General features: G+C 70.6%; 17 protein-coding genes. 13 read left to right on the top strand and 4 right to left on the bottom strand.

The window, feature by feature from the left end; translation table 11 throughout:
- Positions 1-292: 292 nt before the first annotated feature.
- The 3 genes from YWW_RS33420 (at position 293) to YWW_RS0126835 (ending at position 4081) form a co-directional block, all read left to right on the top strand.
- The gene (locus tag YWW_RS33420; protein WP_051326376.1) at positions 293-1168 is read left to right on the top strand and encodes a DUF4349 domain-containing protein; all 876 of its coding nucleotides are present in this window, start codon (positions 293-295) and stop codon (positions 1166-1168) included.
- Between the two features lie 131 nt (positions 1169-1299).
- The gene (locus YWW_RS0126840) at positions 1300-3012 is read left to right on the top strand and encodes a DUF6055 domain-containing protein (RefSeq protein ID WP_026932487.1); all 1713 of its coding nucleotides are present in this window, start codon (positions 1300-1302) and stop codon (positions 3010-3012) included.
- A gap of 190 nt (positions 3013-3202) precedes the next feature.
- Positions 3203-4081 (top strand): alpha/beta fold hydrolase, encoded by an 879-nt coding sequence (locus YWW_RS0126835; RefSeq protein WP_026932486.1) that lies wholly within the window; start codon positions 3203-3205, stop codon positions 4079-4081.
- A gap of 110 nt (positions 4082-4191) precedes the next feature.
- Here the strand turns inward: YWW_RS0126835 and YWW_RS36605 are convergent, their stop codons facing one another.
- The gene (locus YWW_RS36605; protein ID WP_211228716.1) at positions 4192-6780 is read right to left on the bottom strand and encodes a rhamnogalacturonan lyase family protein; all 2589 of its coding nucleotides are present in this window, start codon (positions 6778-6780) and stop codon (positions 4192-4194) included.
- A gap of 538 nt (positions 6781-7318) precedes the next feature.
- The gene (locus tag YWW_RS0126825) at positions 7319-8371 is read right to left on the bottom strand and encodes a LacI family DNA-binding transcriptional regulator (RefSeq protein WP_026932485.1); all 1053 of its coding nucleotides are present in this window, start codon (positions 8369-8371) and stop codon (positions 7319-7321) included.
- Positions 8372-8608: 237 nt separating this feature from the next.
- On the opposite strand from YWW_RS0126825, the gene YWW_RS0126820 reads away from it, so the two are divergent.
- The 7 genes from YWW_RS0126820 (at position 8609) to YWW_RS0126790 (ending at position 15963) form a co-directional block, all read left to right on the top strand.
- Positions 8609-9907: an ABC transporter substrate-binding protein gene (locus YWW_RS0126820; RefSeq protein WP_026932484.1), complete on the top strand. Its 1299-nt coding sequence runs from the start codon at positions 8609-8611 to the stop codon at positions 9905-9907.
- A gap of 71 nt (positions 9908-9978) precedes the next feature.
- The gene (locus YWW_RS0126815) at positions 9979-10821 is read left to right on the top strand and encodes an ABC transporter permease subunit (RefSeq protein WP_081687827.1); all 843 of its coding nucleotides are present in this window, start codon (positions 9979-9981) and stop codon (positions 10819-10821) included.
- A gap of 2 nt (positions 10822-10823) precedes the next feature.
- Positions 10824-11657 carry a carbohydrate ABC transporter permease gene (locus YWW_RS0126810; protein WP_026932482.1) on the top strand — a complete coding sequence of 278 codons (834 nt, stop codon included), beginning with the start codon at positions 10824-10826 and terminating at the stop codon, positions 11655-11657.
- 17 nt (positions 11658-11674) lie between these two features.
- Positions 11675-13987: a beta-xylosidase/alpha-l-arabinosidase gene (locus YWW_RS0126805; RefSeq protein ID WP_035705156.1), complete on the top strand. Its 2313-nt coding sequence runs from the start codon at positions 11675-11677 to the stop codon at positions 13985-13987.
- Between the two features lie 17 nt (positions 13988-14004).
- On the top strand, positions 14005-15171 hold the full coding sequence (gene xylA / locus YWW_RS0126800; protein WP_026932480.1) for a xylose isomerase: 1167 nt from the start codon (positions 14005-14007) through the stop codon (positions 15169-15171).
- A gap of 175 nt (positions 15172-15346) precedes the next feature.
- The gene (locus YWW_RS0126795; RefSeq protein WP_026932479.1) at positions 15347-15547 is read left to right on the top strand and encodes a type II toxin-antitoxin system VapB family antitoxin; all 201 of its coding nucleotides are present in this window, start codon (positions 15347-15349) and stop codon (positions 15545-15547) included.
- Positions 15541-15963 carry a PIN domain nuclease gene (locus tag YWW_RS0126790; RefSeq protein ID WP_026932478.1) on the top strand — a complete coding sequence of 141 codons (423 nt, stop codon included), beginning with the start codon at positions 15541-15543 and terminating at the stop codon, positions 15961-15963. Before YWW_RS0126795 ends, YWW_RS0126790 begins: the two co-directional genes overlap by 7 nt.
- Positions 15964-16062: 99 nt before the next feature.
- On the opposite strand, the gene YWW_RS33410 is transcribed toward YWW_RS0126790, so the two are convergent.
- A complete protein-coding gene (locus tag YWW_RS33410; protein WP_051326374.1) occupies positions 16063-16743 on the bottom strand; it encodes a helix-turn-helix domain-containing protein in 681 nt (226 codons plus the stop codon).
- Positions 16744-16860: 117 nt separating this feature from the next.
- Between YWW_RS33410 and YWW_RS0126775 the strand changes: the two genes are divergently transcribed.
- Positions 16861-17685, top strand: a complete 825-nt coding sequence (locus YWW_RS0126775; protein WP_026932476.1) for an NAD(P)H-binding protein — start codon at positions 16861-16863, stop codon at positions 17683-17685.
- A gap of 108 nt (positions 17686-17793) precedes the next feature.
- Positions 17794-19023 (top strand): endo-1,4-beta-xylanase, encoded by a 1230-nt coding sequence (locus YWW_RS0126770; protein ID WP_035705153.1) that lies wholly within the window; start codon positions 17794-17796, stop codon positions 19021-19023.
- A 7-nt stretch (positions 19024-19030) separates the two neighbouring features.
- Here YWW_RS0126770 and YWW_RS33405 read toward each other — a convergent pair whose 3' ends face one another.
- Positions 19031-20560: an MFS transporter gene (locus YWW_RS33405; RefSeq protein ID WP_051326373.1), complete on the bottom strand. Its 1530-nt coding sequence runs from the start codon at positions 20558-20560 to the stop codon at positions 19031-19033.
- 108 nt (positions 20561-20668) lie between these two features.
- Between YWW_RS33405 and YWW_RS33400 the strand changes: the two genes are divergently transcribed.
- Entirely contained in the window at positions 20669-23827 is a 3159-nt protein-coding gene (locus YWW_RS33400) for an AfsR/SARP family transcriptional regulator (protein ID WP_035700186.1), read from the top strand.

Here is a 23827-nt window from a genome sequence, read left to right as displayed (position 1 = left end):
CTCTATCGATGTATGTCAATGAGTCTAAGGAAAGGGCTTTCCGAAGGTCAATAGATCTGGTGCAACCGATTGCATAAATTTCGACCACCGGCGCCACTCCTGTCCACCTGCGTGGTCGAAGATGCTGGCGGTACCAGTGGGATTTCTCGGCGGGGCGCGCCGGCCGCCGGTTCGTTATACCGCGGCGTCCCATCGATGGCGGATCGCAACCCATCTGCGACGGTCGGCGTCCAAGCTCGGAAGTAGAGGACGTCGGCCAATCTCGACGTCCGCGACCCTTGCGAGGCACACCATGAAGCTCCTCAGTATCCCCGCCGCACTCCTCGTCGCCCTGATCGCGCTGGCCGGCTGCTCCTCCTCGGGAGGCGGCGACGACGGTGGCGCCGCCCAGTCCGACGCCCAGGCCCCCGCCGAGGCCCCCGCCGAAGAGGGCGACGGCGCCGAAGCCCAGTTCGACGTCGCCGAGCAGCGCGAGCTCATCTACACCGCCACGCTCGACGCCCTCGACGAGGACCCGATCGCCGTGGCCGAGCGGGCGTGGGCCGCCACCGAGGACTTCGGCGGCATCGTCACCGCCGACGAGCGCAACGGCTCGGGCGAGTGGTCGACCGTCACCCTGACCCTGCGGATCCCCTCCGAGCACTTCGCCGCGGCCATGGACGAGCTCGCCGGCCTCGCCGAGGAGGAGACCGGCCGCACCGTCGACACCGAGGACGTCACCGGCCAGGCGACCGACCTCGAGGACACCATCGCCACCAAGAGCGCCAGCCTCGAGCGCGTCCGAGGGCTTCTCGAAGGGGCCTCCTCGGTCGAGGAGATCCTCGAGCTCGAGACCGAGCTGTCCGACCGCGAGGCCGAGCTCGCCTCGCTCGAATCGCAGCTCGCCGCGCTCCAGGAGAGCATCGCGATGTCCACGATCACCTACACCGTCACCACCCCCGAGGAGGAGCGGCAGGAGGAAGAGGGCTACACCGGGCCGGGCAACTTCCTGGAGGGCCTGGGCGCCGGCTGGTCGGGGCTGGTCGACTTCCTGCGCGTCGTCTCGGTCGTCGTCGGCGTGCTGCTGCCCTTCGTGCCGCTCGTCGCCGTCGTGCTCGCCGCGGTCCTCGCGCCGCTGTGGTACGCGCGCCGCCGCCGCAACCGGGCCGCCGCGGAGGCCGTGCGGTAGCGCCGGAGGTTTCGGAAAGTCCAGGGCCTTCCGCCCGCGCACCGGCATAGACCATAATATTTGCACCCATGAATATCCGAAATCGTTTTCGGACACCTTTCGGAGGTGCCCGGAATGAAAGGAGGTTCTCCGTGCAAGTCACGCGAACAAGCACCCGGCGCGGACGCGTCGGAGCGGTCGCCGCGGTCTGCGGCGCCCTGGTCGCCGGAACGGCGGCCGTGGTGGCGGCGAACCCGGCGCTCGCCGCCGCCTGCGACACGATCGAATACCACGTCACCGACGAATGGGGCACCGGCCACAACGCCGCGGTCTCCATCACCGCCGGAGGCGAGGGCATCGACGGCTGGACCATCCGGTTCGACATGCCCGAGGGCGCCCAGGTCCAGAACGCCTGGAACGTCGACTGGAGCCAGTCCGGCCCCGCCTTCACCGGCTCGGACGCCGGATGGAACGCCCGGATAGCCTCCGGGCAGACCCGCGAGCTGTTCGGCATGACCGTCTCGGGACCCGCCGGAGGCCCCACCGGCTTCACCGTCAACGGCCGGGAATGCGGCGGCGACACCACCCCGCCCACCGACGAGCCGGACGACGATCCCACCACCGACGACCCCACCGGCGAACCGCAGCAGCAGAAGCAGACGCGCGTCCCGCAGTTCCTCATCGACGCCGGAGCCGAGACCGGCAACTTCGTCGAGTCCGAGAACTTCACGGTCCGCTGGGGCGACGCCGTCGACGTGGTCGAATGGGGCCGCCAGCAAGGCTACGACAACTACCCGCAGTGGGTCGCGAACCACATGGAGGAGATCTGGGACTTCTACGTCGACGAGGTCGGCTGGGTCGACCCCGCCCAGCACGACCCCGGCTCGGACTACCGGATCAACCTGTACCTGTGCGGCTCCTGGTCCGGTGACTTCCTGCCGCGCGCCAACTGGGCCGGGCCGGACGACATCGGCGTCGGCCACATGTGCCTGCCCTACGACAAGATCTGGGACGACTGGGTCGAGTCCCACGAGTTCAACCACATCCTCCAGTCCTACGCCAGCGACATCAACGCCGCCACCGGCAACGGCGGCGGCTGGGGCCACGGCAACCCCGTGGCCGGGCCCGTGTGGGAGGCGCACGCCAACTTCATGGCCCGCATGATGCGCCCCGAGGTCGTCGTCGGCTCGGGCTACTACGTCGACCGACAGCACTTCCGCTGGCTGGCGCAGGAGACCTACTACGGCGACTGGATGCTGTTCAACACCATCCGCGACACCTACGGGCAAGAGGTCATCAACCGGTTCTGGTACGAGGCCGAGCAGGGCGAGCACCCCGTCGACACGATCAAACGGGTGCTCGGGCTCGACCACGAGGCGTTCGCGAACCTCATCGGGGACTACGCGGCCAGGCAGGCCGTCTACGACTTCTCCGACGGCGAGGCCATCCGCTCGGACCTGTGGAGCGGCTCGTACCGGCCGCTGCACACCGACGAGCTCCAGAGCCTGGGCGGCGGCCGGTACCGGATCGCCGACGCGGACGCCCCGCACCAGTACGGGCACAACATGATCCAGCTCAACCCGAGCGGCGGCCAGGTCGGCGTCCAGTTGCAGGGCCGGTCGGACCTGTCCGGCGCGGACTGGCGCTTCCAGCTCGTGGCGGTCTCGGCCGACTTCTCGGTGCGCTACAGCGAGATGTACGCACCTGGCGAGACGGCGGACTTCAGCCTCCAGAGTGGCGAGACGCACATGATGCTCGTCGTGGCGGCCACACCGTCGCAGCACCGCAACTATCCGATGTGGGAGGTCGGCGTCGGGGACCCGTTCCCCTACGAGCTCACCATCACCGGAGCCGCCCCCGCCTAGACCGGCGAACATGAGGCGAGGCGGACCCGAACGGGCCCGCCTCGCCTCACGCGAGCGCCCGTCGACGCCGGAACCCGTTTGCGGCGAGCGGTTGCCGCCGCTACAGTCGCGGCCGTGGCGCTTGTGCTCCACGGGACCTCGCCGACCGGTTCGCCGGTCGCGCCCTACTCTATTGACAGGATGATCGCCCATGTCGCCGAACACCTCGCCCCGTCCGGACCGGTCACCGACCTTCGTGCTGGTGCACGGTTCCGGTTCGAGTTCGTTCATGTGGGCCTCGATCCAGCGCGAACTCGCGCTTCTGGGCCACCGCAGCTTCGCCGTGGACCTCCCCGGGCACGGCCTGGACGCCCAGTACCCCGTCGCCTATCAGGCCCCGCAGGACCTCGACGCATGGGCCCAGGAGCCCTCGACCCTCGCCGGGACCACCTTGCGGGACAACGCCGACGTGGTCGTCGAGGCCGTCCGCCGCCTCGCCGCGCACGGGCCGGTCGTGCTCGTGGGCGCCAGCCTCGGCGGGACCGCCATCAGCGTGGCCGGCAACCTGGTGCCGGAACTGATCGACCGGCTCGTGTACCTCTCCGCCTGGTCCTGCGTAGAGAAGGCCAACCCCATCGAGTACTTCGGCGAGCCCGAGTTCGCCGCCAACCTGATGGGCCCGCTGGCCGCGCTGAACGTGGGCGACCCGGCCGCGCTGGGCGTCGGCCGCGCCAATTACCGCACCGCCGACCCCGAGCTGCTCGCCAAGCTGAAGGCGGCGACCATGGCCGATGTCACTGACGAGCAGTTCCGAGCCTTCCTCAACATCCTGCAGCCCGACGAATCGCTGGCGGTGATGACCGGCGACGCTCGAGTGGAGGCGGACACCTGGGGCACGATCCCTCGCAGCTACATCCGCCTCACCGAAGACCGTTCGCTTCCGATCGCCATGCAGGACAGGCTTATCGCCGAGGCGGACGCGCTCACGCCGGGCAATCCGTACGACGTCCACACGCTGGACTCCTCCCACGCGGGATTCGTGTTCCGGGCCGCGGAGGTGGCCGCCGTGCTCGCCGGGCTGCCCGTCTAGCGCGCCGCCGGCGTCCGGCCGGCGGGGCCGGCCCCGCCGCATTCGGCGAAGCGGCCTCCCGCCGCGCTGTGAAACGCGCGGCGGGAGGCCGCTTCGGACCACCGGTGCCTCTACGGGGTGTGGACGTCAGGCCACGGGTAGTCGCTCACCTCGCTACCGATGTGGAAGCTCGGGTGCGGCGGCTGGTTGTAGGCCGTGTTCTGCCAGGCGATCGCCACCCGGTACTGGATGTCGTGCATCAGGGTCGCGATGCGCAGGTCCGTCTCGTACGGCGTGGCGTAGATCCGCAGCGCCGAGGAGTCGGAGGTGGGCCAGACGACCTCCTCGCGCCAGTCGCCGAACAGGTCGGCCGACAGCGAGGGGTTCGACTTCGTGCCGTTGACGGACATGACGCCCGAGCCGGTCAGCAGCCGCCCGTCGTCGTAGTCGTCGATGTGCGTGCCGTCGAGCAGTTCGCGCTCGCCGTCGCCGTCCCACCAGGACACGAAGTTCGCCGAGCTCGGCTCGGAGCCGAACGAGTCGCCCGAGGCGTTCATCAGCCCGTCGGTGTTCGACGACCAGAACTCCCCACCGGGGTTGTCGTCGGTGACGTTCGCGCCGACGCCGCGGCCGTTGTCGCCGTCAGGGCTGGTCTGGAACAGGATCTGCCCGTTCCCGGCGTTCAGGCTGGAGGACGGATCGCTGCCGCTCTCGTGCACCATGAACACCTCCTGGCCCGCCCGGTCCGGCACGAAGTCCGACACATGCAGCGCGTCGCCGTGGCCGAAGCCGGTGTTGTACAGCGCGTCGCCGTCGGCCCCGATCGCCATGGCGCCGTAGACGACGTCCTGCCTGCCGTCGCCGTCGAGGTCGGCGATGGACAGCGAGTGCGCGCCCTGGCCCTCGTACTGGCCGCCTTCGTCGTCGGAGTCGAAGATCCAACGGGTGGACAGGTTCTGGCCGTCGAAGTCCACGGCCCAGATCACCGAGCGCGTGTAGTAGCCGCGCGCGAAGATCATCGACGGCGTCTCGCCGTCGAGGTAGGCCGTCCCGGCGAGGAAGCGGTCGACGCGGTTGCCGTAGTCGTCGCCCCAGTTGCCGACGTTGCCCCGCGGCGGCTGGTAGTCCACGGTGTCGATCTCGGCGCCGGTGGCCCCGTCGAAGATCGTCAGGTACTCCGGGCCTTCGAGGACGTAGCCGCCCGAGTTGCGGTGGTCGGCGTTCGCGTCGCCGATGACGCCGCCCTGGCCGTCGACGGTGGCGTCGGCGGTCTTCATCGCGATCTCGGCGTCGCCGTCGCCGTCGTAGTCGTAGACCTGGAACTGGGTGTAGTGCGCGCCGGAGCGGATGTTGCGCCCCAGGTCGATGCGCCACAGCCGTTCGCCTTCGAGGGTGTAGGCGTCGATGATGGTGTTGTCGGTGACCCCGGACTGCGAGTTGTCCTTGGCGTTGTCGGGGTACCACTTGACGATGTACTCGTAGTCGCCGTCGCCGTCCAGGTCGCCGACGCTGGCGTCGTTGGCCTGGTAGTCGCCTCCGGGCCGGTCGATCTGGATGTCGAAGTAACCGCTCGAGTTGAACTCGGCCTCGGCTCCGGACTGCTCGCCCTCGGTGCCGTCGCTGACGGCCGCGACGGTGTAGTCGCCGTCGCCCGAGCCGTCGAGGTAGTTCGTGGCGCCGGTGATGGGCGAGGAGTTGAGCAGAGCACCGTCCCTGTAGACGTTGAAGGCCACGTCCTCGGCGTCGGTGCCCAGCAGCCGCCAGCTGACGAGGTTGCCCCCGTCGGTGGGGACCACGGTGACGCCGCGGGTGAGGGCCTCGACCTCGTAGACGCCGTCGCCGCCCTGGCCGGGACCGGGATCGTCGTCATCGTCGCCGCCGGTGGTGACTTCGAGGTAGTCGATGTTGGGCAGGCCGTCGGGGCCGGTGGCCTCGAGGCGGACCGTGTTGGAGCCCGCGTTCAGGTCCACGTCCACCGATTCGGTCGACCAGGCCGTCCACGCGCCGGTGCCGCCGAACGGGGCCGACTGCGCCGTCGCGCCGTTGACCACCACGTCGGCGGGGCGGCCGCCGGAGCCGTTGGCGTACCGGATGTCCAGCGTCGCGGGTCCCGCGGCCTCGGCGTCCACCGTGAACTCCAGGCCTGCGCCGGCGGCGTTCTCGGCGTTGCAGAAACCGCCGCCGGAGAACCCGGCGTGATTGGAGTCGATGGTCCCCTCGCACACGGCGGGGGCGTCCTCGGCTTCGTAGAGGGCCTCGCCGCCCTGGTCGGCGTCGCCGGTCGGGTCGTCGTCACTCGAGCCGTCGCAGTCGACGCCGTTGAGGGTGAACGAGTCCGGGACCGGGTTCGACGACGTCCAGGTGCCGTTGAAGCCGAATTCGACGGTGGCGTCGGTGTCCAGGGCGGCGTTGTGGCCCATGCCTTCGGCGGTCACCGCCGAGCCGGACTGGCTGATATCGGCGTTCCAGTGGTTGGTCACCTGCTGGCCGGCGTCGAACTCCCAGCCGACGGTCCACGAGGAGACCGGGTCGCCGAGGTTCGTCGCCTTGACGCCGGCGGTGTACCCGCCGGGCCATTCGTTGAGGACCGTGTAGGTGACTTCGCAGCCGGTGGCCGCTTGGGCGGCGACGTTCGACACCGCCGGTACGGCGACGGCCACGAGACCGGCGGCCGCCAGGACCGACAGGCTCTGGAGCCGCCGTTTTCGGGATATACGCATGATCACTCCGAGTTTCGGAATCGAGAGGGTGGCCCCCGCCGCTGCGGCGGGGGCTGATGCGGCCGTGGCATGCCGGGTCGACACGGCGCACTGCCCCGAGGTCCAGACTCGGGGCTCTGTCATCGAGACAGTGAAATGAATCGATTCAATTCGTTAATTCAGTATACACACCGCTCCCATGGAGGGCAACACTGCGGGTTCTTGCAGGCTATAGTTATGAATGTATATATCTAACTAGTTGACTTTGTTTATGGGTCTTCGTTAGGCTGTGACGAGCGATCGCGGCCTCCGCTTCATCCGAAGCGGACCCGTCCCGAATACCGTCCCGACCGCGATCGCCACGTCCGCAATACCACCGACTTCTCCTACTGTCACCGGGAGTCCGGGGGGCCGGGCGACCGGCCCCGCCCGGCGGCGTGCGCCCGGGTCTCGGGATCGCGGCGGCCGCACCAACGGCCGCGGTCCCGACGTCCGGCCGGGGCACGACGCCGACGGGCGCGCCCCCGTCCACGCGCAGGACGGGGGCGTCTCCGTCCGGTCAGCGCCCGGCCGCCCGGCCCGGCGGCGCGGTGGTCGACTCCCGCACGACCAGGCTCGTCGCCAACTGCACGTGGTGCGAGTCCGGCCGCTTCCCGCCGGCCAGCTCGAGGACGGTCCGGGCGGCGACGCGTCCCATCTGGCGCAGCGGCTGGCGCACCGTGGTCAGCGCCGGCTCGGTCCACATCGCACCGTAGGTGTCGTCGAAGCCGACCACGCTGAGGTCCTCGGGGATCCGCAGGCCCCGGTGCTTGGCGACTCTGATGACGCCCATGGCGATCGAGTCGCTGGCCGCGAAGACCGCCGTGGGCGGCTCGTCCATGGCCAGCAGCTCCTCGGCGCCGCGAGCGCCGGTCTCGGCGACGAAGTCGCCGCGCCTCGTCAGCGCCGGCTCGGGGCTCAGCCCCGCCGCCTCCAGCGCCTCGCGGTAGCCGTGCAGGCGCTCGCGGCCGGGCACCGATCCCTCGGAGCCGCCGACGAAGGCGATCCGCCGGTGGCCCAGGTCGAGCAGGTGCCGCGTGGCCTGCACGCCGCCGGCCCAGTTGGTGGCGCCGACGCTGGTGACGCGGTCGTCGAGCGGGTTGACCGGGTCGATGACCACCAGGGCGAGTCCGATCTGCTCGCAGAAGGCGATCTCCTCGCCCGTCAGCTGGGTGGTGACCACGACCAGGCCGGTGTGGCCGCGGGCGGCGATCTCCTTGATCCGGTCCACGCCCAGCGACTTGTCGGGCACCACGCCGCCCGAGGACAGGGCGCTGGTGACCACGTCGACGCCGAAGTCGGCCCCGCCGCTGATGACACCGTCGAGGACGTACAGCGAGTACATGTTGATGATCGTGTCGAACACGACGTGGATCGCCCCGCGCGCCACCGGTTCCCGGGGGCCGGTGGTGGGGGCGTAGCCGAGCTCGTCGATCGCCTGCTGGACCTGCTGCCTGGTCTCCTCGGAGACGCCGGGGCGGCCGTTGAGCACTTTGGAGGCGGTGGCCTTCGAGACCCCCGCGCGCTCGGCGACGGCGGCGAGCGTCGCGCGTGGGTTGGCCGGTCTGGTCATCGGTGCACCTCGTCCTCTCCTGGGGGCTCCATTCTAGCCAAATTGCGAAACAGTTTCCCCCGCTGAGGCCGATCTTCGCTGAAAAGTCCCAGCTCTGATACAACTGTTTATGATCTTGTGACTTGACGCACCGGTGAACTGGGCGTACTTTCGAAACCTCAGGAAACAATCTAGAAACTGTTTCTAAAGAGTTGAGTGTCCGGCCGCGCAGGCCGGAACGCAGAGAGGACTCGAGCGATGAAGCTTGGAACACGCCGCCGCACCCTTCTGGCGTTCGGCGCCACGGCACCCCTCGTCGCCGCCGCGAGCGCGTGCGGCAACGAACCCGGCGGCGGCCCCGACGGCGCCACCGCCTGGGGACTGACCGGCGGCGCCGAAGAGGCCATGCGGGCCTCGTTCGAAGCGTGGAACGAGGCCAACCCCGACAACGAGATCACCTCGGAGTACTTCGCCAACGACGCCTACAAGGAGAAGATCCGCACCGCGATCGGCTCCGGCAACGCCCCCACCCTCGTCTTCGGCTGGGCCGGCGCCACCCTGGCCGAATACGTCGAGAACGAGTACGTCGTGGACCTCACCGCCGACACCGCCGCGCTGATCGACCGCGTCCTGCCGTCGGTCGCCGCCACCGGCATGATCGGCGACAAGGTCTACGCCGTCCCGAACAACCAGTCCCAGCCGGTCGTCATGTACTACAACAACGACGTCCTCGAATCGGCCGGCACCCAGCAGCCGACCACCTGGGAAGAGCTCCTGGCCGCCGTCGAGGCCCTCAAAGGCTCGGACGTCATCCCGATCGCCCTGGCCGGCCAGAGCGTCTGGCCCGAGCTGATGTGGATCTCCTACCTGGCCGACCGCGTCGGCGGCGCCGAGTGCTTCAACCGCGTCACCGCCGGCGAAGCGGGCGCCTGGTCCCACCCGGACATGCTCCGCGCCGCCGAGATGATCACCGAACTGGTCGACGCCGGCGCCTTCGGCGACAGCTTCGGCTCCGTCGTCGCCGACGCCGGGGCCGACCAGGCCCTGATGTACACCGGCAAGGCCGGCATGATCCTCCAGGGCAGCTGGATCTACCCCGACATCGTCACCAACGCGCCCGACCTCGTCTCCGGCGGCGGCCTCGGCTTCTCGACCTTCCCGATCGTCGAAGGCGGCAAGGGCGACCCGACGAACATCGTCGGCAACCCCGCCAACTTCTGGTCGGTCTCGGCGAACGACCCCGAAGCGGCCCGCCAGACCGCCACCGACTACCTGTCCGAGGCGATCTACGACGAGGAGCACGTCGACTCGCTGATCGCCATCGGCGCCGTCCCGCCCGTGGTCGGCCTCGAGGACAAGATCGCCGCCGCCGAGTCCGGCGCCGACTTCCTCACGCTCAACTACGAGATGGTGCGCGACGCGGCCGGCTTCCAGCTCTCCTGGGACCAGGCCCTGCCCGCCGACCAGGCCCAAGAGCTGCTCAACAACCTGAGCACGCTCTTCCTCGGCGAGCAGAGCGCCGAGGAGTTCTGCGCGGCGATGGACGCCACGCTGTGAGCACGGAGACCCCGACCCTCCGGGCGGGCGGGCGCCGACGCGGCGTGCGCCCGCCCGGGCCGAGCAAGTGGATGGCCGCCCCCGCGCTCATCCTGTTCGGCTTCTTCGCGGTCGTCCCGCTGTTCGGCGTCGTCGCCCTCTCCTTCGTCCACTGGGACGGCCTCGGGGAGATGAGCTGGGCGGGCCTGGACAACTGGAAGGCCGCCGCGAGCGACCCGGTCTCGCGCAACGCCCTGTGGCTGACGGTGAAGCTCACCGTCCTGTGCGTGGTCTTCCAGGCGCCGGTCAGCCTGCTCCTCGGCGTCTTCCTCGCCGGGCGGCAGCGCTACCGCGCTCTGCTGGCCACCCTGTTCTTCCTGCCGCTGCTGTTCAGCTCCGCGGCCGTGGCCATCACCTTCACCGCCCTGCTCGACCCCAACTTCGGGGCCGGCACCGCCCTGGACGCCGAATGGCTCTCCCAGAACTGGCTCGGCGACCCGGAACTGGCGCTGTACGTGGTGGTGTTCGTGATCGGATGGTGCTTCATCCCGTTCCACACCCTGATCTACCAGGCCGGGACCCGCCAGATCCCCAAGGAGCTCTACGAGGCCTCCCGCATGGACGGGGCCGGGCCGGTGGCGCAGTTCTTCCACATCACGCTGCCGATGCTGAAGTACACCATCGTCACCTCGACGACGCTGATGACGGTCGGCTCGCTCACCTACTTCGACCTCATCTTCGTGCTCACCGGCGGCGGCCCCGGCGACGCCACCCGGGTGCTGCCGCTCGACATGTACCTCACCGGCTTCCGCTCCTACGAGATGGGCAAGGCCAGCGTCCTCGCGCTCGTCCTCGTCGTCGTCGGGCTCGCCGTGTCGCTCGGGCTCAACAGGATCACCGGCGCGTCCCGCATGGACAGCCGGTCGGAGGGATAGCGATGACCAGCAACACCACCGACACCCGGCCGAACGTCCTCGGCGCGATCGGCGCCTGGATCTGGCTGGCCGTCATCATCGTGCCGATCTACTACATCTTCGTCACCAGCCTGCGCCCGCAGGCCGACTACTTCGCGGAGAACCCGCTGTCGTGGCCCTCGAACGCCACGCTCGACGCCTACGGCCGCGTCCTGGAGAACGACTTCCTGCTGTTCTTCTTCAACAGCGTCATCGTCACCGCCGCGGCCGTGGCCGTCACGCTCGCCGTGTCGCTCATGGCCTCCTATGTCGTGGTGCGCAGCCGCAGCCGCTTCGGCGCCAACGTCTTCCGTGTGGCGCTGCTGGGCATCGCGATCCCCATCCAGGCCGCGATCATCCCCGTCTACTACCTGATCGTGCAGATCGGGCTCTACGACACGCTCGCCGCGCTCATCCTGCCGTCGATCGCGTTCGCCATTCCGCTGACGCTGCTCATCCTGACGAACTTCCTGCGCGAGATCCCCGAGTCGCTGTTCGAGTCGATGCGCATGGACGGGGCCACCGAGTGGAAGATCCTGCTGCGCCTGGTCGTGCCGCTCTCGCGGCCCGCGCTGGCCACGGTCGGGGTCTACCAGGCGCTCCAGGTCTGGAACGGCTTCCTGTTCCCGCTGGTGCTCACCCAGAGCGCCGAGACGCGTGTCATCCCGCTGTCGCTGTGGAGCTTCCAAGGGCAGTTCGGCGTCGACGTGCCCGCCGTGCTCGCGGCCGTCGTCCTGTCGGTGCTGCCCATGCTCGCGGCGTACATCGTCGCCCGGCGGCAGCTCGTCTCCGGTCTCACCGCCGGATTCGGCAAGTAACGAAAGAGAGCCGCACAATGGCACAGACCAAGGACTGGCGCGACCCCGCGCTGCCGCCCGCCGACCGCGTCGAGGCACTGCTCGAGGCCATGACGCTCGAAGAGAAGCTCGCGCAGCTGGGGGCCTTCTGGCCTCCGGCGAGCGAGGAGGGCGGCGACGGCGAGGTCGCGCCGATGGAAGACGCCATGAAAGGCGGCGCGAAGACCCTCGAAGAGGCCTCGGTCCACGGCCTGGGCCACATCACGCGGGCCTTCGGCACCCAGCCGGTCGACCCCGCGGCCGGAGCGGCGGCCCTGGAGCGGATGCAGCGCGGCATCGTCGAGCGCACCCGGCTCGGCGTCCCAGCGATCGCCCACGAGGAGTGCCTGACCGGCTTCACCACCTTCGGCGCCACCGTCTATCCGACGTCCCTGGCCTGGGCGGCGACCTTCGACCCCGAGCTGATCGGGCGCATGGCCGGGCGCATCGGGTCCGACATGCGGGCCGTCGGCGTCCACCAGGGACTCTCGCCGGTCATGGACGTCGTGCGCGACCACCGGTGGGGCCGCGTCGAGGAGACGATGGGGGAGGACCCGTACCTGGTCGGCACCGTCGGCAGCGCCTACGTCCGGGGCCTTGAGGAAAGCGGTGTCATCGCGACGCTCAAGCACTTCGCCGGCTACTCCGCCTCCCGCGGCGCCCGCAACCACGCCCCGGTCCCCATGGGGCCCAGGGAATTCGCCGACGTGATCCTGCCGCCGTTCGAGATGGCGGTGCGCCTCGGCGGCGCCCGCTCGGTCATGAACTCCTATTCGGACGTCGACGGGCTGCCGGCCGCGGCCGACCGGGAGCTGCTCACCGGCGTCCTGCGCGAGCAGTGGGGCTTCACCGGCACCGTCGTCTCCGACTACTGGTCGGTGGCGTTTCTCGACATGATGCACCGCGTCAGCCCCGACCGCGCCACCTCCGGCGCGCTCGCGATGACCGCCGGCATCGACGTCGAACTGCCCGCGGCGGACGCCTACACGCGGGTGATCGACAAGGTCGTCTCCGGCGAACTGGACGAGGCGGTCGTGGACACCGCGGTGCGCCGCGTCCTGCGCCAGAAGGCCGAGCTCGGCCTCCTCGACGCCGAACCGGCCCTGGCGCCGCCGAACCCCGATGTGGACCTCGACGGCGCCGGGAACCGCGCCGTGGCCGCCGAGATCGCCGAGAAGTCCGTCGTGCTGCTCGACAACGACGGCGCCCTGCCGCTGGACGCGGCCGACATCGCGCTCATCGGCCCCACCGCCGACGAGGCGCGCACGTTCCTGGGCTGCTACTCCTTCCCCAACCACGTGCTCTCCCGCTACGGCGACAACGGCAACGGCATCGAGATCCGTTCGCTCCTGGAGGCCGTGCGCGCGGAGTTCCCGGCCGCGTCCGTCGCCTACGAGCAGGGCGCGCCGATCCGCGAGATCGACAGGGGCGGCATCGAGGCCGCCGTGGCGGCGGCCGCCGCGGCCGAGGTGTGCGTGCTGGCCGTGGGGGACCTGGCCAGCCTGTTCGGGCGCGGCACCTCCGGCGAGGGCTGCGACGCGGCCGATCTGCGGCTGCCGGGCGTCCAGGCCGAACTGGTCGAGGCGGTGCTCGCCACCGGCACGCCCACGGTGCTCGTCGTCGTCTCCGGGCGCCCGTACGCCCTCGGCGACTTCGCCGAGCGCTGCGCGGCCGTCGTGCAGGCGTTCCTGCCCGGTGAGGAGGGCGGCCAGGCGATCGCCGGGGTGCTCTCGGGCCGGATCAACCCGAGCGGGCACCTGCCGGTCGGCGTCCCGCGCATCGCCGGCGGCGGGCCGGGCACCTACCTCGCGCCGCCGCTGGGGCAGTACAGCGAGGGCGTGTCCAACATCGACCCGACGCCGCTGTACCCCTTCGGGCACGGGCGGTCGTACACCGGCTTCGAGTACAGCGACCTGCGCTTGAGTGCCCAGTCCATCGACGGCGACGGGGAGCTGCTGGTGTCGGTCTGCGTGACCAACACCGGCGAGCGGGCCGGCGAGGACGTCGTCCAGCTCTACCTGTCCGACGAGGTCGCCGAGGTGACCCGTCCGGTGCGCGAGCTGGTCGGCTACGCGCGCGTGGGGCTGGAGGCCGGAGCGACCAGGCGGGTGACGTTCCGGCTGCACGCCGACCGGACCTCGTTCACCGGTCGGGGCGGCAGGCGGATCGTCGAACCGGGGGTGTTCACGGTGGCCGTGGGGCATTCGAGCCTGGACCTGCCGCTGGCCGAGCGCTTCCGGATCACCGGCGAGACGCGGGTGATCGAAGGCGAGCGCGTCATGACCACCGGCGTCGACATCACTGACAACTGAGCAGAGGTTGGGAGACTATGAGCGACAAGTATGTTCCGAGGCCTGAGGACAAGTTCTCGTTCGGGATCTGGACGGTCGGCTGGGCGGCGCAGGACGTGTTCGGGTCGGCCACCAGGGCGCCGATGGCCGCCGATCGGGCGGTGCGCAAGCTCGCCGAGATCGGCGCCTATGGCGTGAACTTCCACGACAACGACGTGTTCGACTTCGACGACGCCGAGAAGGACGCGAAGATCGCCGCGTTCCGCAAAGCCCTCGATGAGACGGGTCTGAAGGTCACCACGGCCACGACAGACCTGTTCAAGCATCCGATCTTCAAGGACGGCGGCTTCACCTCCAACGACCGGGACGTGCGCCGCTTCGCGATCAGCAAGGTCATGCGCAACATCGACCTCGCCGCCGAGCTCGGCGCCAAGGTGTACGTCGCCTGGGGCGGCCGGGAAGGCGCCGAGTCGGGCGGGGCCAAGCACGTCCAGAGCGCCCTGGCCCGCATGAAGGAGGCCTTCGACGTCCTCGGCGAATACATCGTGGAGCACGACTACGACATGGTCTTCGCGATCGAGCCGAAGCCGAACGAGCCGCGGGGGAACATCCTGCTGCCCACGATCGGGCATGCGCTCGCGTTCATCAACGAGCTCGAGCGGCCCGAGCTGGTGGGGATCAACCCCGAGATCGGGCATGAGGAGATGGCCGGTCTCGACTACGCCGCGGGGATCCGCCAGGCGCTGTGGCACGGCAAGCTCTACCACATCGATTTGAACGGGCAGACCGGTCCGCGCTATGACCAGGACCTGCGCTTCGGGGCCGGGAACGTGGGCGGGGCGTTCTGGGCCGTGGACGCGGTCGANGANGGNATCGCCAAGGGCCAGTANNCNGGNCCGATCCACTTCGACTTCAANCCCCCGCGCACCGAGGACGACGAAGGGGTGTGGGTCTCGGCCGCGGCGTGCATGCGCAACTACCTGATCCTGCGCGAGAAGGTGCGGGCGTTCCGGGCCGACCCCGAGGTCCAGCAGGCTCTCAAGGACGCCCGCGTCGACCAGCTCGGCGTGCCCACCCTGGCCGCAGGGGAGACCTGGGCCGACCTCAAGGACGTCCAGGTCGACATCGACGGCCTCGCCGCCAAGGGCATGGCCTTCGAAGCGCTCGACCAACTCGCCCTCGAACACCTCTACGGCGTCCGCTGACCGCACACGTTTCAGCTGCTAGCGGCCCCGGAGCTTTGCTCCGGGGCCGCTTACCCATCTGGTATCTCATTGATTGTCTTTGATATGTCGAGAATAATTTCTCAAAGGTTCCGACGCGCCGTGACAAAAGCTATCCTTGGCAGAAGCGCTCACTTATGGTCAGGGGGTGAAACTGATGACAAGAACAGTGATCAACCTCGACGACGAACTCGTGGCCCAGGCCAGCGAGATCTTCGGGACTACGACCAAAGTCGCGACGGTCAACGCGGCGCTCAAAGAGGCGGTCGATCGTGAGCGAAGGAGACAGTTCGTGGAGTGGGTGGTCGAGGGCGGACTGGAACTCGACCCCGACGAGATCCGGGAGATTGCGTGGTAGCGGTTGCGAAGTACCTCGCCGACACCAGTGCGCTCGGGCGCCTGCAGAAATCCGCTGTCGCCGAGGTACTCGTGCCCCTGATCGACCGAGGGCTCGTCGCGATCTGCGGGATCGTGGAGATGGAGATCATCGTCGGTGCCAAGAATCCGCGTCATTGCGACAACATTCGGAAATGGCTGCGAGGGTTCGAGTGGGCGCCAATTTCAGACGACATCTTCGATCGAGTGATAGATGTCCAAACTACTCTAGTAGAGACATCTGAACATCGCACCGTCAGGTTTCCCGACCTGCTCATCGCCTCCATCGCCGAGCGGCATCGGGTGACGGTGCTCCACTACGACAAGGACTTCGACCGGATCGCCGAGGTGACCGGGCAGCCGACCGAATGGGTGGTCCCGCCCGGCGAGGCCGACTGACCGAACCCGACGACCCCCGCACATCGGCAGCAGGCAGGCCGGACCGGAGCAGCGGCTCCCGTCCGGCCGAGTCGTATGCCCAGCAGGGCAGGTCGGTCGTCAGGAGTATGCGGTGGAGGTTTCGAATGACTTGCCGCAGCGGCCGTTCGGGAGCACCGTGCCGGTGAAGAACGTCGTGGGCGGCATGCCCATGAGCGCCCGGAACTCCGCGGTCAGGTGCGAATGGTCGGCGTAGCCGACCGCGAGGGCCAATTCTGACCAGCGCCCCGGCGCGCCGTGTTCGAGGACCGCGCGGACGCGGTCGATGCGGGCGAACCGCTTGGGCGGGATGCCGACCAGCTCGGTGAAGAGCTCGCGCAGGCGGCGCTCGCTCAGATGCAGGCGCTCCGAGCTCCTCCGTACGCCGATGCTGGGAACCAGCTCGGCGGCCTCACCGATGAGCTCGGCGTGAGGATGAAGATCGTCGGACGCACGGTCGACGAGCGCCGCGGCGAACGCGACGGGGTCGTCCGCGAGGTCAACGCCCCAGCCCTCCAACGGCACCGCCTGATCGACCAGGCCGCGCACCGAGCGGCCCAGCAGCGATGCGGCGCGGCCGGGCCGCAGACGGACCCGCAGGCAGGACGGGCCGGGACCGCCCGCGTAGTACAAGGGCCGCGTCCGAGGGCCCGCGGCCATCAGCCGGCTCGGCTCGCCCGGAGCCGTTCGCAGCATCACCGTCGTGGCGTGTTCGGGCGGCTCGCGCACGATCGTCTCGCTCTCCGCATGCGACACGGACATTCCCGCTATCCACGGGCGCAGCCGTTCGGGTACCGCGATCGAACGCTCCTCCAGCATGGTCCAAGACTGCCGGAATCTCATAGCCGCGGCCACCTCCGCCCGAAGATGATTGTCGGCATGATCCTTGTCTCCGGTGCCTCGGGCACCACAGGAAGCGAAGTCGCCGAGCTGCTCGTCCAAGGCGGTGAGCGCGTCCGCGTCATGAGCCGCCGCGCCGTCGAGATCCCCGGCGCCGAAGCCGTGCGAGCCGATTTCACCGATCCGGCCTCACTCGCCGCCGCCCTCGAAGGCGTCTCCGCGGTCTACCTCGTGACCGCCCCTCCCAAGCCGGTCATCGACCACGATGTCGCCTTGGTCGAGGCCGCCAAGGCGGCGGGTGTGCGACGCATCGTGAAGCTGGGGGCGATCAGCGGGGCCGACCCGGGCACATGGCACGCCCGCGCCGAACGGCCCACCCGAGACAGCGGCCTGGAATGGACGATCCTGCGGCCGTGCACCTTCGCGTCGAACATGCTCGCCTACGCGCCGATGGTCAAGGCCGCCGTCCCGCTGCCGAACCCGACCGGAGACGGTGCGGTCGGCGTCATCGACCCACGGGACATCGCGGCGGTCGCGGTCGAGGCGCTGACCGACGATCGCCACGTCGGACGTGAATACACCCTGACCGGGCCCGAACTGCTGACCTTCCCCCGGCAGGCCGAAATACTCCAAGACGTGCTCGGCACGGGCATCGCGACGGAGGCGGCGTCCGCCGAGCAGATGCGGGCCGTGATGGTCCGAAGCGGCATGGACCCGGACGGCATCGCGGAGTCCCTGGCGGGCATGGCCCGGCTGGCCGAGGGCCGCTACGCGGTCGTGACCGGGACAGTGGCCCGGATCCTCGGCCGCGCGCCGATCGGCTTCGCCGACTGGGCCGAGGCCCACCGCCATGTCTTCCGCTGAACCGGACCGGGCGCTCCCGCGGCGACGTCGCGGCCGACCTCTTGACCGGTGGGCGCGGAGATGCTGGAATACATTCGCACCGAAAATTCCATGGAAAGCGAGCCGATAATGGCCGAAAGTTCCGTCGACCGCGACATCAGGCGGCACCGGGCCGCCGACGCCACCGTCACCCTCACTCGGAACGGCGAGCCGCTCGCCGGGCGGGAGGTCCGGATCGAGCAGCTGCGGCACGAGTTCCTCTTCGGCTGCACCGCCTTCGAGGCCATCGAGCTCGTCGGCGGCGAGACCGAAGCGAACCCCCTCGCCGAGCTGTGGGAAGGCCTGTACAACTTCGCGACCCTCCCGTTCTACTGGGGCCGCTTCGAACCCGAGCGCGGCAAGCCCGACACCGAGCGGGTCCTGGCCGCCGCCCGATGGCTCGCCGAGCGCGGCCACACCGTCAAGGGCCACCCGCTCGCCTGGCACACCGTCACCGCCGACTGGCTGCTCGACCTCGACAACGCCGAGATCGCCGCCGCCCAGGTCGACCGCATCAAACGCGACGTGGGCGACTTCGCGGGCGTCATCGACATGTGGGACGTCATCAACGAGGTCGTCATCATGCCGATCTTCGACAAGTACGACAACGGCATCACCCGCCTGTGCCGAGACATCGGCCGCATCCCCATGGTGCGCATGGTCTTCGACGCCGCCCGCGAGACCAACCCGGGCGCGACGCTGCTGCTCAACGACTTCGACATGTCCGCGGCCTTCGAATGCCTCATCGAAGGCGTCCTGGAGGCCGGGATCCGGATCGACGTGCTCGGGCTCCAGAGCCACATGCACCAGGGCTACTGGGGCGAGGAGAAGACCCTCGCAGTCCTCGACCGCTTCTCCCGCTACGGCCTGCCGATCCACTTCACCGAGACCACCATCGTCTCCGGCGAGCTCATGCCGCCCGAGATCGTCGACCTCAACGACCACCAGGTCGACTCCTGGCCCAGCACCCCCGAAGGGGAGGCGCGCCAGGCCGACGAGATCGAGCGCCACTACAAGACGCTGCTCTCGCACCCGTCGGTCGAGGCGATCACCTACTGGGGCATGTCCGACGCGGGCATGTGGCTCGGCGCGCCCGGCGGCCTCGTCCGCGCCGACGGCACGCCGAAGCCGTCCTACGACCGGCTCCACCACCTCGTCAACACCGAATGGGGGACCAGCGGCACCCTCGTCACCGACGCCGACGGGCGCTTGCGCTTCAACGGCTTCCTCGGCGACTACCGCATCGAGCACCAGGGCGCTGCCGCGGAGTTCACCCTGAACGAGAAGGGCGAGGCCGAACTGACGCTCGACCTCGCCTGAACGCCGGTCAGCGCCCGATCGGCGGCACGCGCCGCAGCCCCGCCAGGGTGATCGCGAGCGCCGCCGCCAGGATCGCCACGGCCGCCAGCGCACCGGCGTTGAGCGCCTCGGTGAACGCCGCCCGCCCGGCCTCCAGCAGGCCCGCCGCCTGGTCCGCGGGGAGCCGCTCGGCCGCCGTCAAGGCCGCGGCGAGGTTGTCGCGCGCCTCGCCGGGGACCGCCTCGCCCAGCGCCGCGTCCGCCATCTGTCCGCTGTAGACAGCAGTGACGATCGAGCCGACCACGGCGATGCTCAGCGCCGCGCCGAGCTCAGCGGCGGTCTCGGACAGCGACGCCGCCGAGGAGGCCCGCTCCTTCGGGGCCGAGCCCACCACCAGGTCGGTGCCCAGGACCGTCAGCGGCGTGGTCCCGAGGAACATCAGGACCGTGCCCGCCACCAGGACCGCCAGGCCGCCGCTCGCGTCCACCTGGGTGAACAGCAGCAGCCCGCCGGCCGCCACGGCGAGCCCGACGCCGATCACCGCGGCCGGCCGGAACCGCCGCGCCGCCATCGGCGCCGCCACCGCGACGGCGATGCTCGCCGCGACGCCCGGCAGCATCCACAGCCCGGTCTCCAGCGGCGACACGTCCTCGACCATCTGGAGGAACTGCACGAACAGCATGAGCATGCCGCTCATCGCCACAAGGCACAGCAGCAGTGCCGTCAGGGCCGCGGTGAACGCCCGGTACCGGAACAGCCCCAGATCCACCAGCGGGTCGTCGAGACGGCGCTGACGGCGCGCGAACAGCGCGCCGAAGGCGAGGCCGACGGCGAGGGCGGACAGCGGCACCGCCGTGAGCCCGTCCTTGGCGAGTTCCTTGATCCCGTAGATGACCGGCAGCAGCGTCGCCAGCGCCAGCACCGCGCTCACCAGGTCGAGCCGCCCGGCCGTCTCATTGCGGTACTCGGGCAGCAGCAGTGGCCCGGACACCAGCAGCAGCGCCATCACCGGCACCCCCAGGAGGAACACCGAGCCCCACCAGAAGTGCTCCAGCATGACGCCGCCGACGATCGGCCCCACGGCCGAGCCGCCGATGAAGGCCATCATCCACACGCCGATCGCCAGCGACCGCTGCTTCGGGTCGGTGAACAGGTTCCCGATGAGGCCCAATGTGGACGGCATGAGCGTGGCCCCGGCGACGCCCAGCAGCGCCCGCGCCGCGATCAGGGCCTCGGTGGTCGGCGCGTACGCCGCCACCACCGAGGCCGCGCCGAAGGCCGCTGCGCCGATCAGCAGCAGCTTCCTGCGGCCGATCCGGTCGCCGAGCGTCCCCATCGTCACCAGGAACCCGGCGATCATGAAGCCGTAGATGTCGAGCACCCACAGCAGCTGCGTGCTGTCGGCCCCCAGGTCGGCGGCCAGCATGGGCGCGGCGAGATGCAGCACGTTCAGATCGAGGGCGAGCAGCAGCACGGGCAGCGCCAGCACGGCGAGGCCCGCCCATTCGCGCCCGCCCGCGCGCCTCGTCTCCGAGGCGCGTTCGTCAGTTGTGGTCATGGTCGGCTCCCAACAGGTCTCCTTGTCGCACCAAGGCTCCGCGCGCCGCTTTCGGTTCGCTCACGGATTTCTTTCGGTCCGGTCGGAGCGCCTCGTTAGAGTGGAACGGTGCGCTTCGGGATCCTGGGGCCGCTGGAGGTCGAGACCGACGGCGGCGAGCGAGTGCCCGTGCCCGAGAGGAAGGTCCGGGCGCTGCTGGCACGTCTGCTCGTCGACCCCGGCCGGACCGTCGCCGCCGGGCGGCTCATCGACGACCTGTGGGGCGAGCGCCCGCCCGCCGACGCCCGTGCGGCCCTCCAGACCAAGGTCTCGGGGCTGCGCCGCGTCCTCGCCTCCGCCGACCGGGGCGGCCGCGCCCTGATCGAGCGGCACGCCGACGGCTACCGCCTGGCCGTGGACGCCGACGCCGTCGACGCCGCCCGCTTCGAGGCGCTCACGGCCCGCGCCGCCCGCGCCGAGCCCGCCGAGCGGGCCGAACTCCTGGAAGCGGCCCTCGCGCTGTGGCGCGGCCCGGCCCTGGAGGAGTTCGACGCCCTCACCGCCCCCGCCGCGCGCCTGGAGGAACTGCGGCTCGCCACCGCCGAAGACCTCCTCGACGTCGGCCTCGACCTGGGCCGCCAGGTGCTCCCCGAGACCGCCGCCCTCGTCGAGCGCCACCCCCGGCGCGAACGGCTCAGAGCGGTCCACATGAGAGCCCTCTATCGCGCCGGTCGCCACAGCGAGGCCCTCGAATCATTCCGGGACCTCCGCGAGCGGCTGGCCGCGGAACTCGGCATCGAGCCCGGCCGCGAGATCGCCGAGCTCCACCGCGCGATCCTGCGCCACGACCCCGCGCTCGCGCCGCCGCCCGAACCGTCCCGTGGCAACCTCCCCGCCCAGCTCACCCCGCTCATCGGCCGCGACGCCGACATCGAGCGGCTGCGCTCGCTGCTCGGCGACGCCCGCCTGGTCACCCTCACCGGCCCCGGCGGAGTCGGGAAGACGCGCCTGGCCCTCGGCGCCGCCGCCGCGGCCGCGGGCGACTTCCCGGACGGGACCTGGCTGGTCGAACTGGCCGGTTTCGAAGCCGAATCCGAGCCCGACGCCGAGCTGCTCGCCGCCGCCGTCGCCGAGACGATGGGCCTGCCCGGCGCCGCCCCGCGCGCCGGGCACACCCCCGCCGCGCCGTTCGACCTGCTTCGATCCGCCCTCGGCGGCAAGCGGACGCTCCTGATCGTCGACAACTGCGAGCACCTGACCGCCGCCGCGGCCGAACTGTGCGCCCGGCTGCTCGCCGCCCCCGGCGTCCGCGTCCTCGCCACCAGCCGCGAGCCGCTGCGCCTGCCCGGCGAACGGGTCGCGCCGGTGCCGCCGCTCGAGGTCCCCTCCGGCGAGGCCGCCTCCGTCGGCATCGCCGACTTCAGCGCGGTGCGGCTCTTCCTGGCCCGCGCCGAGGCCGCCCGTCCCGGCTTCGAGCTGACCGATCGCAACGCCGCCGCCGTGGCCGCCGTCTGCGAACGCCTCGACGGGCTCCCCCTGGCACTGGAGCTGGCCGCCACCCGAGTGCCCTCGATGGGCGTCGAGGCGCTGGCCGAGCAGCTCGCCGACCGGCTGCTGAACGCCGAGGGACGGGGCCTGCCCGCCCGGCAGCGCACCGTCCGGGCGGTCATCGACTGGAGCTGGGCGCTGCTGGGCGAGACCGAGCGGACCGTCCTCGGCCGCCTCGCCGTCGCCTCCGGCGGCGCCCTGCTCGACACCGCCGCGGCGCTCTGCGGCGACCTGCCCGAAAGCGAGGTCGTCGAGGCCCTGGCCGCACTGGTCGACCGCTCTCTGCTCGAATCCGTCGGCGAGGACCGCCCCCGCTACCGCATGCTCGAATCGGTGTCCGTCTACTGCCGCGAGCGCCTCCGCGAGGACGGCTCCTACGAGGACGCCGCCGAGCGGCATGGCCGCTTCTTCACCGAACTGGCCGAACAGTCCTGGTCGGCCCTGCGCGGCCCCGGCCAGTACCCGTGGCTGCTGCGCCTCGATGCCGAATCGGCCAACCTCCACACCGCCCTGGACAACGCGCTGCGCCGGGGGGACGCCGAGCGGGCCCTGCGCCTGAGCGTGAACCTGAGTTGGTACCGCTATCTGCGCGGCAGCCTGTCGGAGGCGTACCGGTCCCTCGCGGCGGCGCTCGCCCTCGCCGCACCGGCCCCCGAGCCGCTGCGGGCGGCGGCGCGGTTCTGGCACGCCTGCTTCGCCATGCTGACCGAATCGGACGCGGGCCCCGAGCCCGCCGAAGCGGTCAAACTCGCCTCCGAGCTGACCGACCCGCGGACGCGCGCCTACGCCGAGCTCTTCGCGGCCTCCACGACGCTCGGCATCCAGGACGACCAGGCCGAGTTCCTGACCTCGTCCTCGCGCGAGGCGTTCGCCTCACTGGGCGACGCCTGGGGCGTCGCCGCCGCCGAGGCCATGCAGTCCTGGTTCGAGATCGTGCGCGGCGAGGTGGGGACGGCACGGGAGCTGGCCGAGCGCAGCCAGACCGTGCTCGGCGGGCTCGGCGACGGCTGGGGCGAGCTTCAGGCGCTGGAGACCCTCGCCGTCCTCGCCGAGATCACCGGCGACTACGAGGAGGCCCGCCGCCTCAACCTGGAGGGCCTCGACATCGCCGAGACGCTGGGGCTGCGCATCGAGCAGGCCTACCGGATCTCGCGGCTCGGCCGCGTCGAGATGCTCATCGGCCGCTTCGACACCGCCCGCGAACTGCACCGGCAGTCCTTGAAACTCAGCGCGGAGCACTCGGCGCGCCAAGGGGAGCTCTTCGCCGCGACCGGGCTGCTGCTCCTCGAACGCCGGGCCTGGCGGCTCGACGAGGCCGAGCAGGTCGCCGCCGAATGGCTGGAGCCGGCGATGGAGACGATCGGCCACCCGGGCGGCACCGCGATGTTCCTCGGCGAGTTCGGCTTCATCGCCGAGATGCGCGGCGACGCCGACAAGGCGCTCGCGCTGCACCGGCGGTCCCTGGCGGTGGTCCGATCGACCGGCCTGGACGACCGGGCCGCGGCCTTCGCCCTCGAAGGGCTCGCCGGAGCCCGCTCGCTCGCCGGGGATCACCACAGGGCCGCCGAAGCGCTCGGCGCGGCGGCCGAGCTGCGCGAGCGCTCCGGCGTGCCGCTGCCCGCGGGCGAGCGCTTCGACGTCGACCGCATCCGCTCCCGGATCGTCGACGCCGTCGGCGAGGACGCCTTCGCGGCCGGGCACGCCCGCGGCCGGGCCATGGACGCCGCCGACTTCGGCTGA

This window comes from Glycomyces tenuis DSM 44171, assembly GCF_000427885.1.
In the GTDB taxonomy this organism is placed as follows: domain Bacteria; phylum Actinomycetota; class Actinomycetes; order Mycobacteriales; family Micromonosporaceae; genus Glycomyces; species Glycomyces tenuis.
Note: the sequence above shows the minus strand (reverse complement) of the source record. Positions and strands in the feature narration are given on the sequence as shown.

Coding starts and splice junctions, on each gene's coding strand:
- YWW_RS33420 (WP_051326376.1), top strand. CDS start 293: ATGAAGCTCCTCAGTATCCCCGCCGCACTCCTCGTCGCCCTGATCGCG.
- YWW_RS0126835 (WP_026932486.1), top strand. CDS start 3,203: ATGTCGCCGAACACCTCGCCCCGTCCGGACCGGTCACCGACCTTCGTG.
- YWW_RS36605 (WP_211228716.1), bottom strand. CDS start 6,780: ATGCGTATATCCCGAAAACGGCGGCTCCAGAGCCTGTCGGTCCTGGCG.
- YWW_RS0126825 (WP_026932485.1), bottom strand. CDS start 8,371: ATGACCAGACCGGCCAACCCACGCGCGACGCTCGCCGCCGTCGCCGAG.
- YWW_RS0126820 (WP_026932484.1), top strand. CDS start 8,609: ATGAAGCTTGGAACACGCCGCCGCACCCTTCTGGCGTTCGGCGCCACG.
- YWW_RS0126815 (WP_081687827.1), top strand. CDS start 9,979: ATGGCCGCCCCCGCGCTCATCCTGTTCGGCTTCTTCGCGGTCGTCCCG.
- YWW_RS0126810 (WP_026932482.1), top strand. CDS start 10,824: ATGACCAGCAACACCACCGACACCCGGCCGAACGTCCTCGGCGCGATC.
- YWW_RS0126805 (WP_035705156.1), top strand. CDS start 11,675: ATGGCACAGACCAAGGACTGGCGCGACCCCGCGCTGCCGCCCGCCGAC.
- YWW_RS0126795 (WP_026932479.1), top strand. CDS start 15,347: ATGACAAGAACAGTGATCAACCTCGACGACGAACTCGTGGCCCAGGCC.
- YWW_RS33410 (WP_051326374.1), bottom strand. CDS start 16,743: ATGTCCGTGTCGCATGCGGAGAGCGAGACGATCGTGCGCGAGCCGCCC.
- YWW_RS0126775 (WP_026932476.1), top strand. CDS start 16,861: ATGATCCTTGTCTCCGGTGCCTCGGGCACCACAGGAAGCGAAGTCGCC.
- YWW_RS0126770 (WP_035705153.1), top strand. CDS start 17,794: ATGGCCGAAAGTTCCGTCGACCGCGACATCAGGCGGCACCGGGCCGCC.
- YWW_RS33405 (WP_051326373.1), bottom strand. CDS start 20,560: ATGACCACAACTGACGAACGCGCCTCGGAGACGAGGCGCGCGGGCGGG.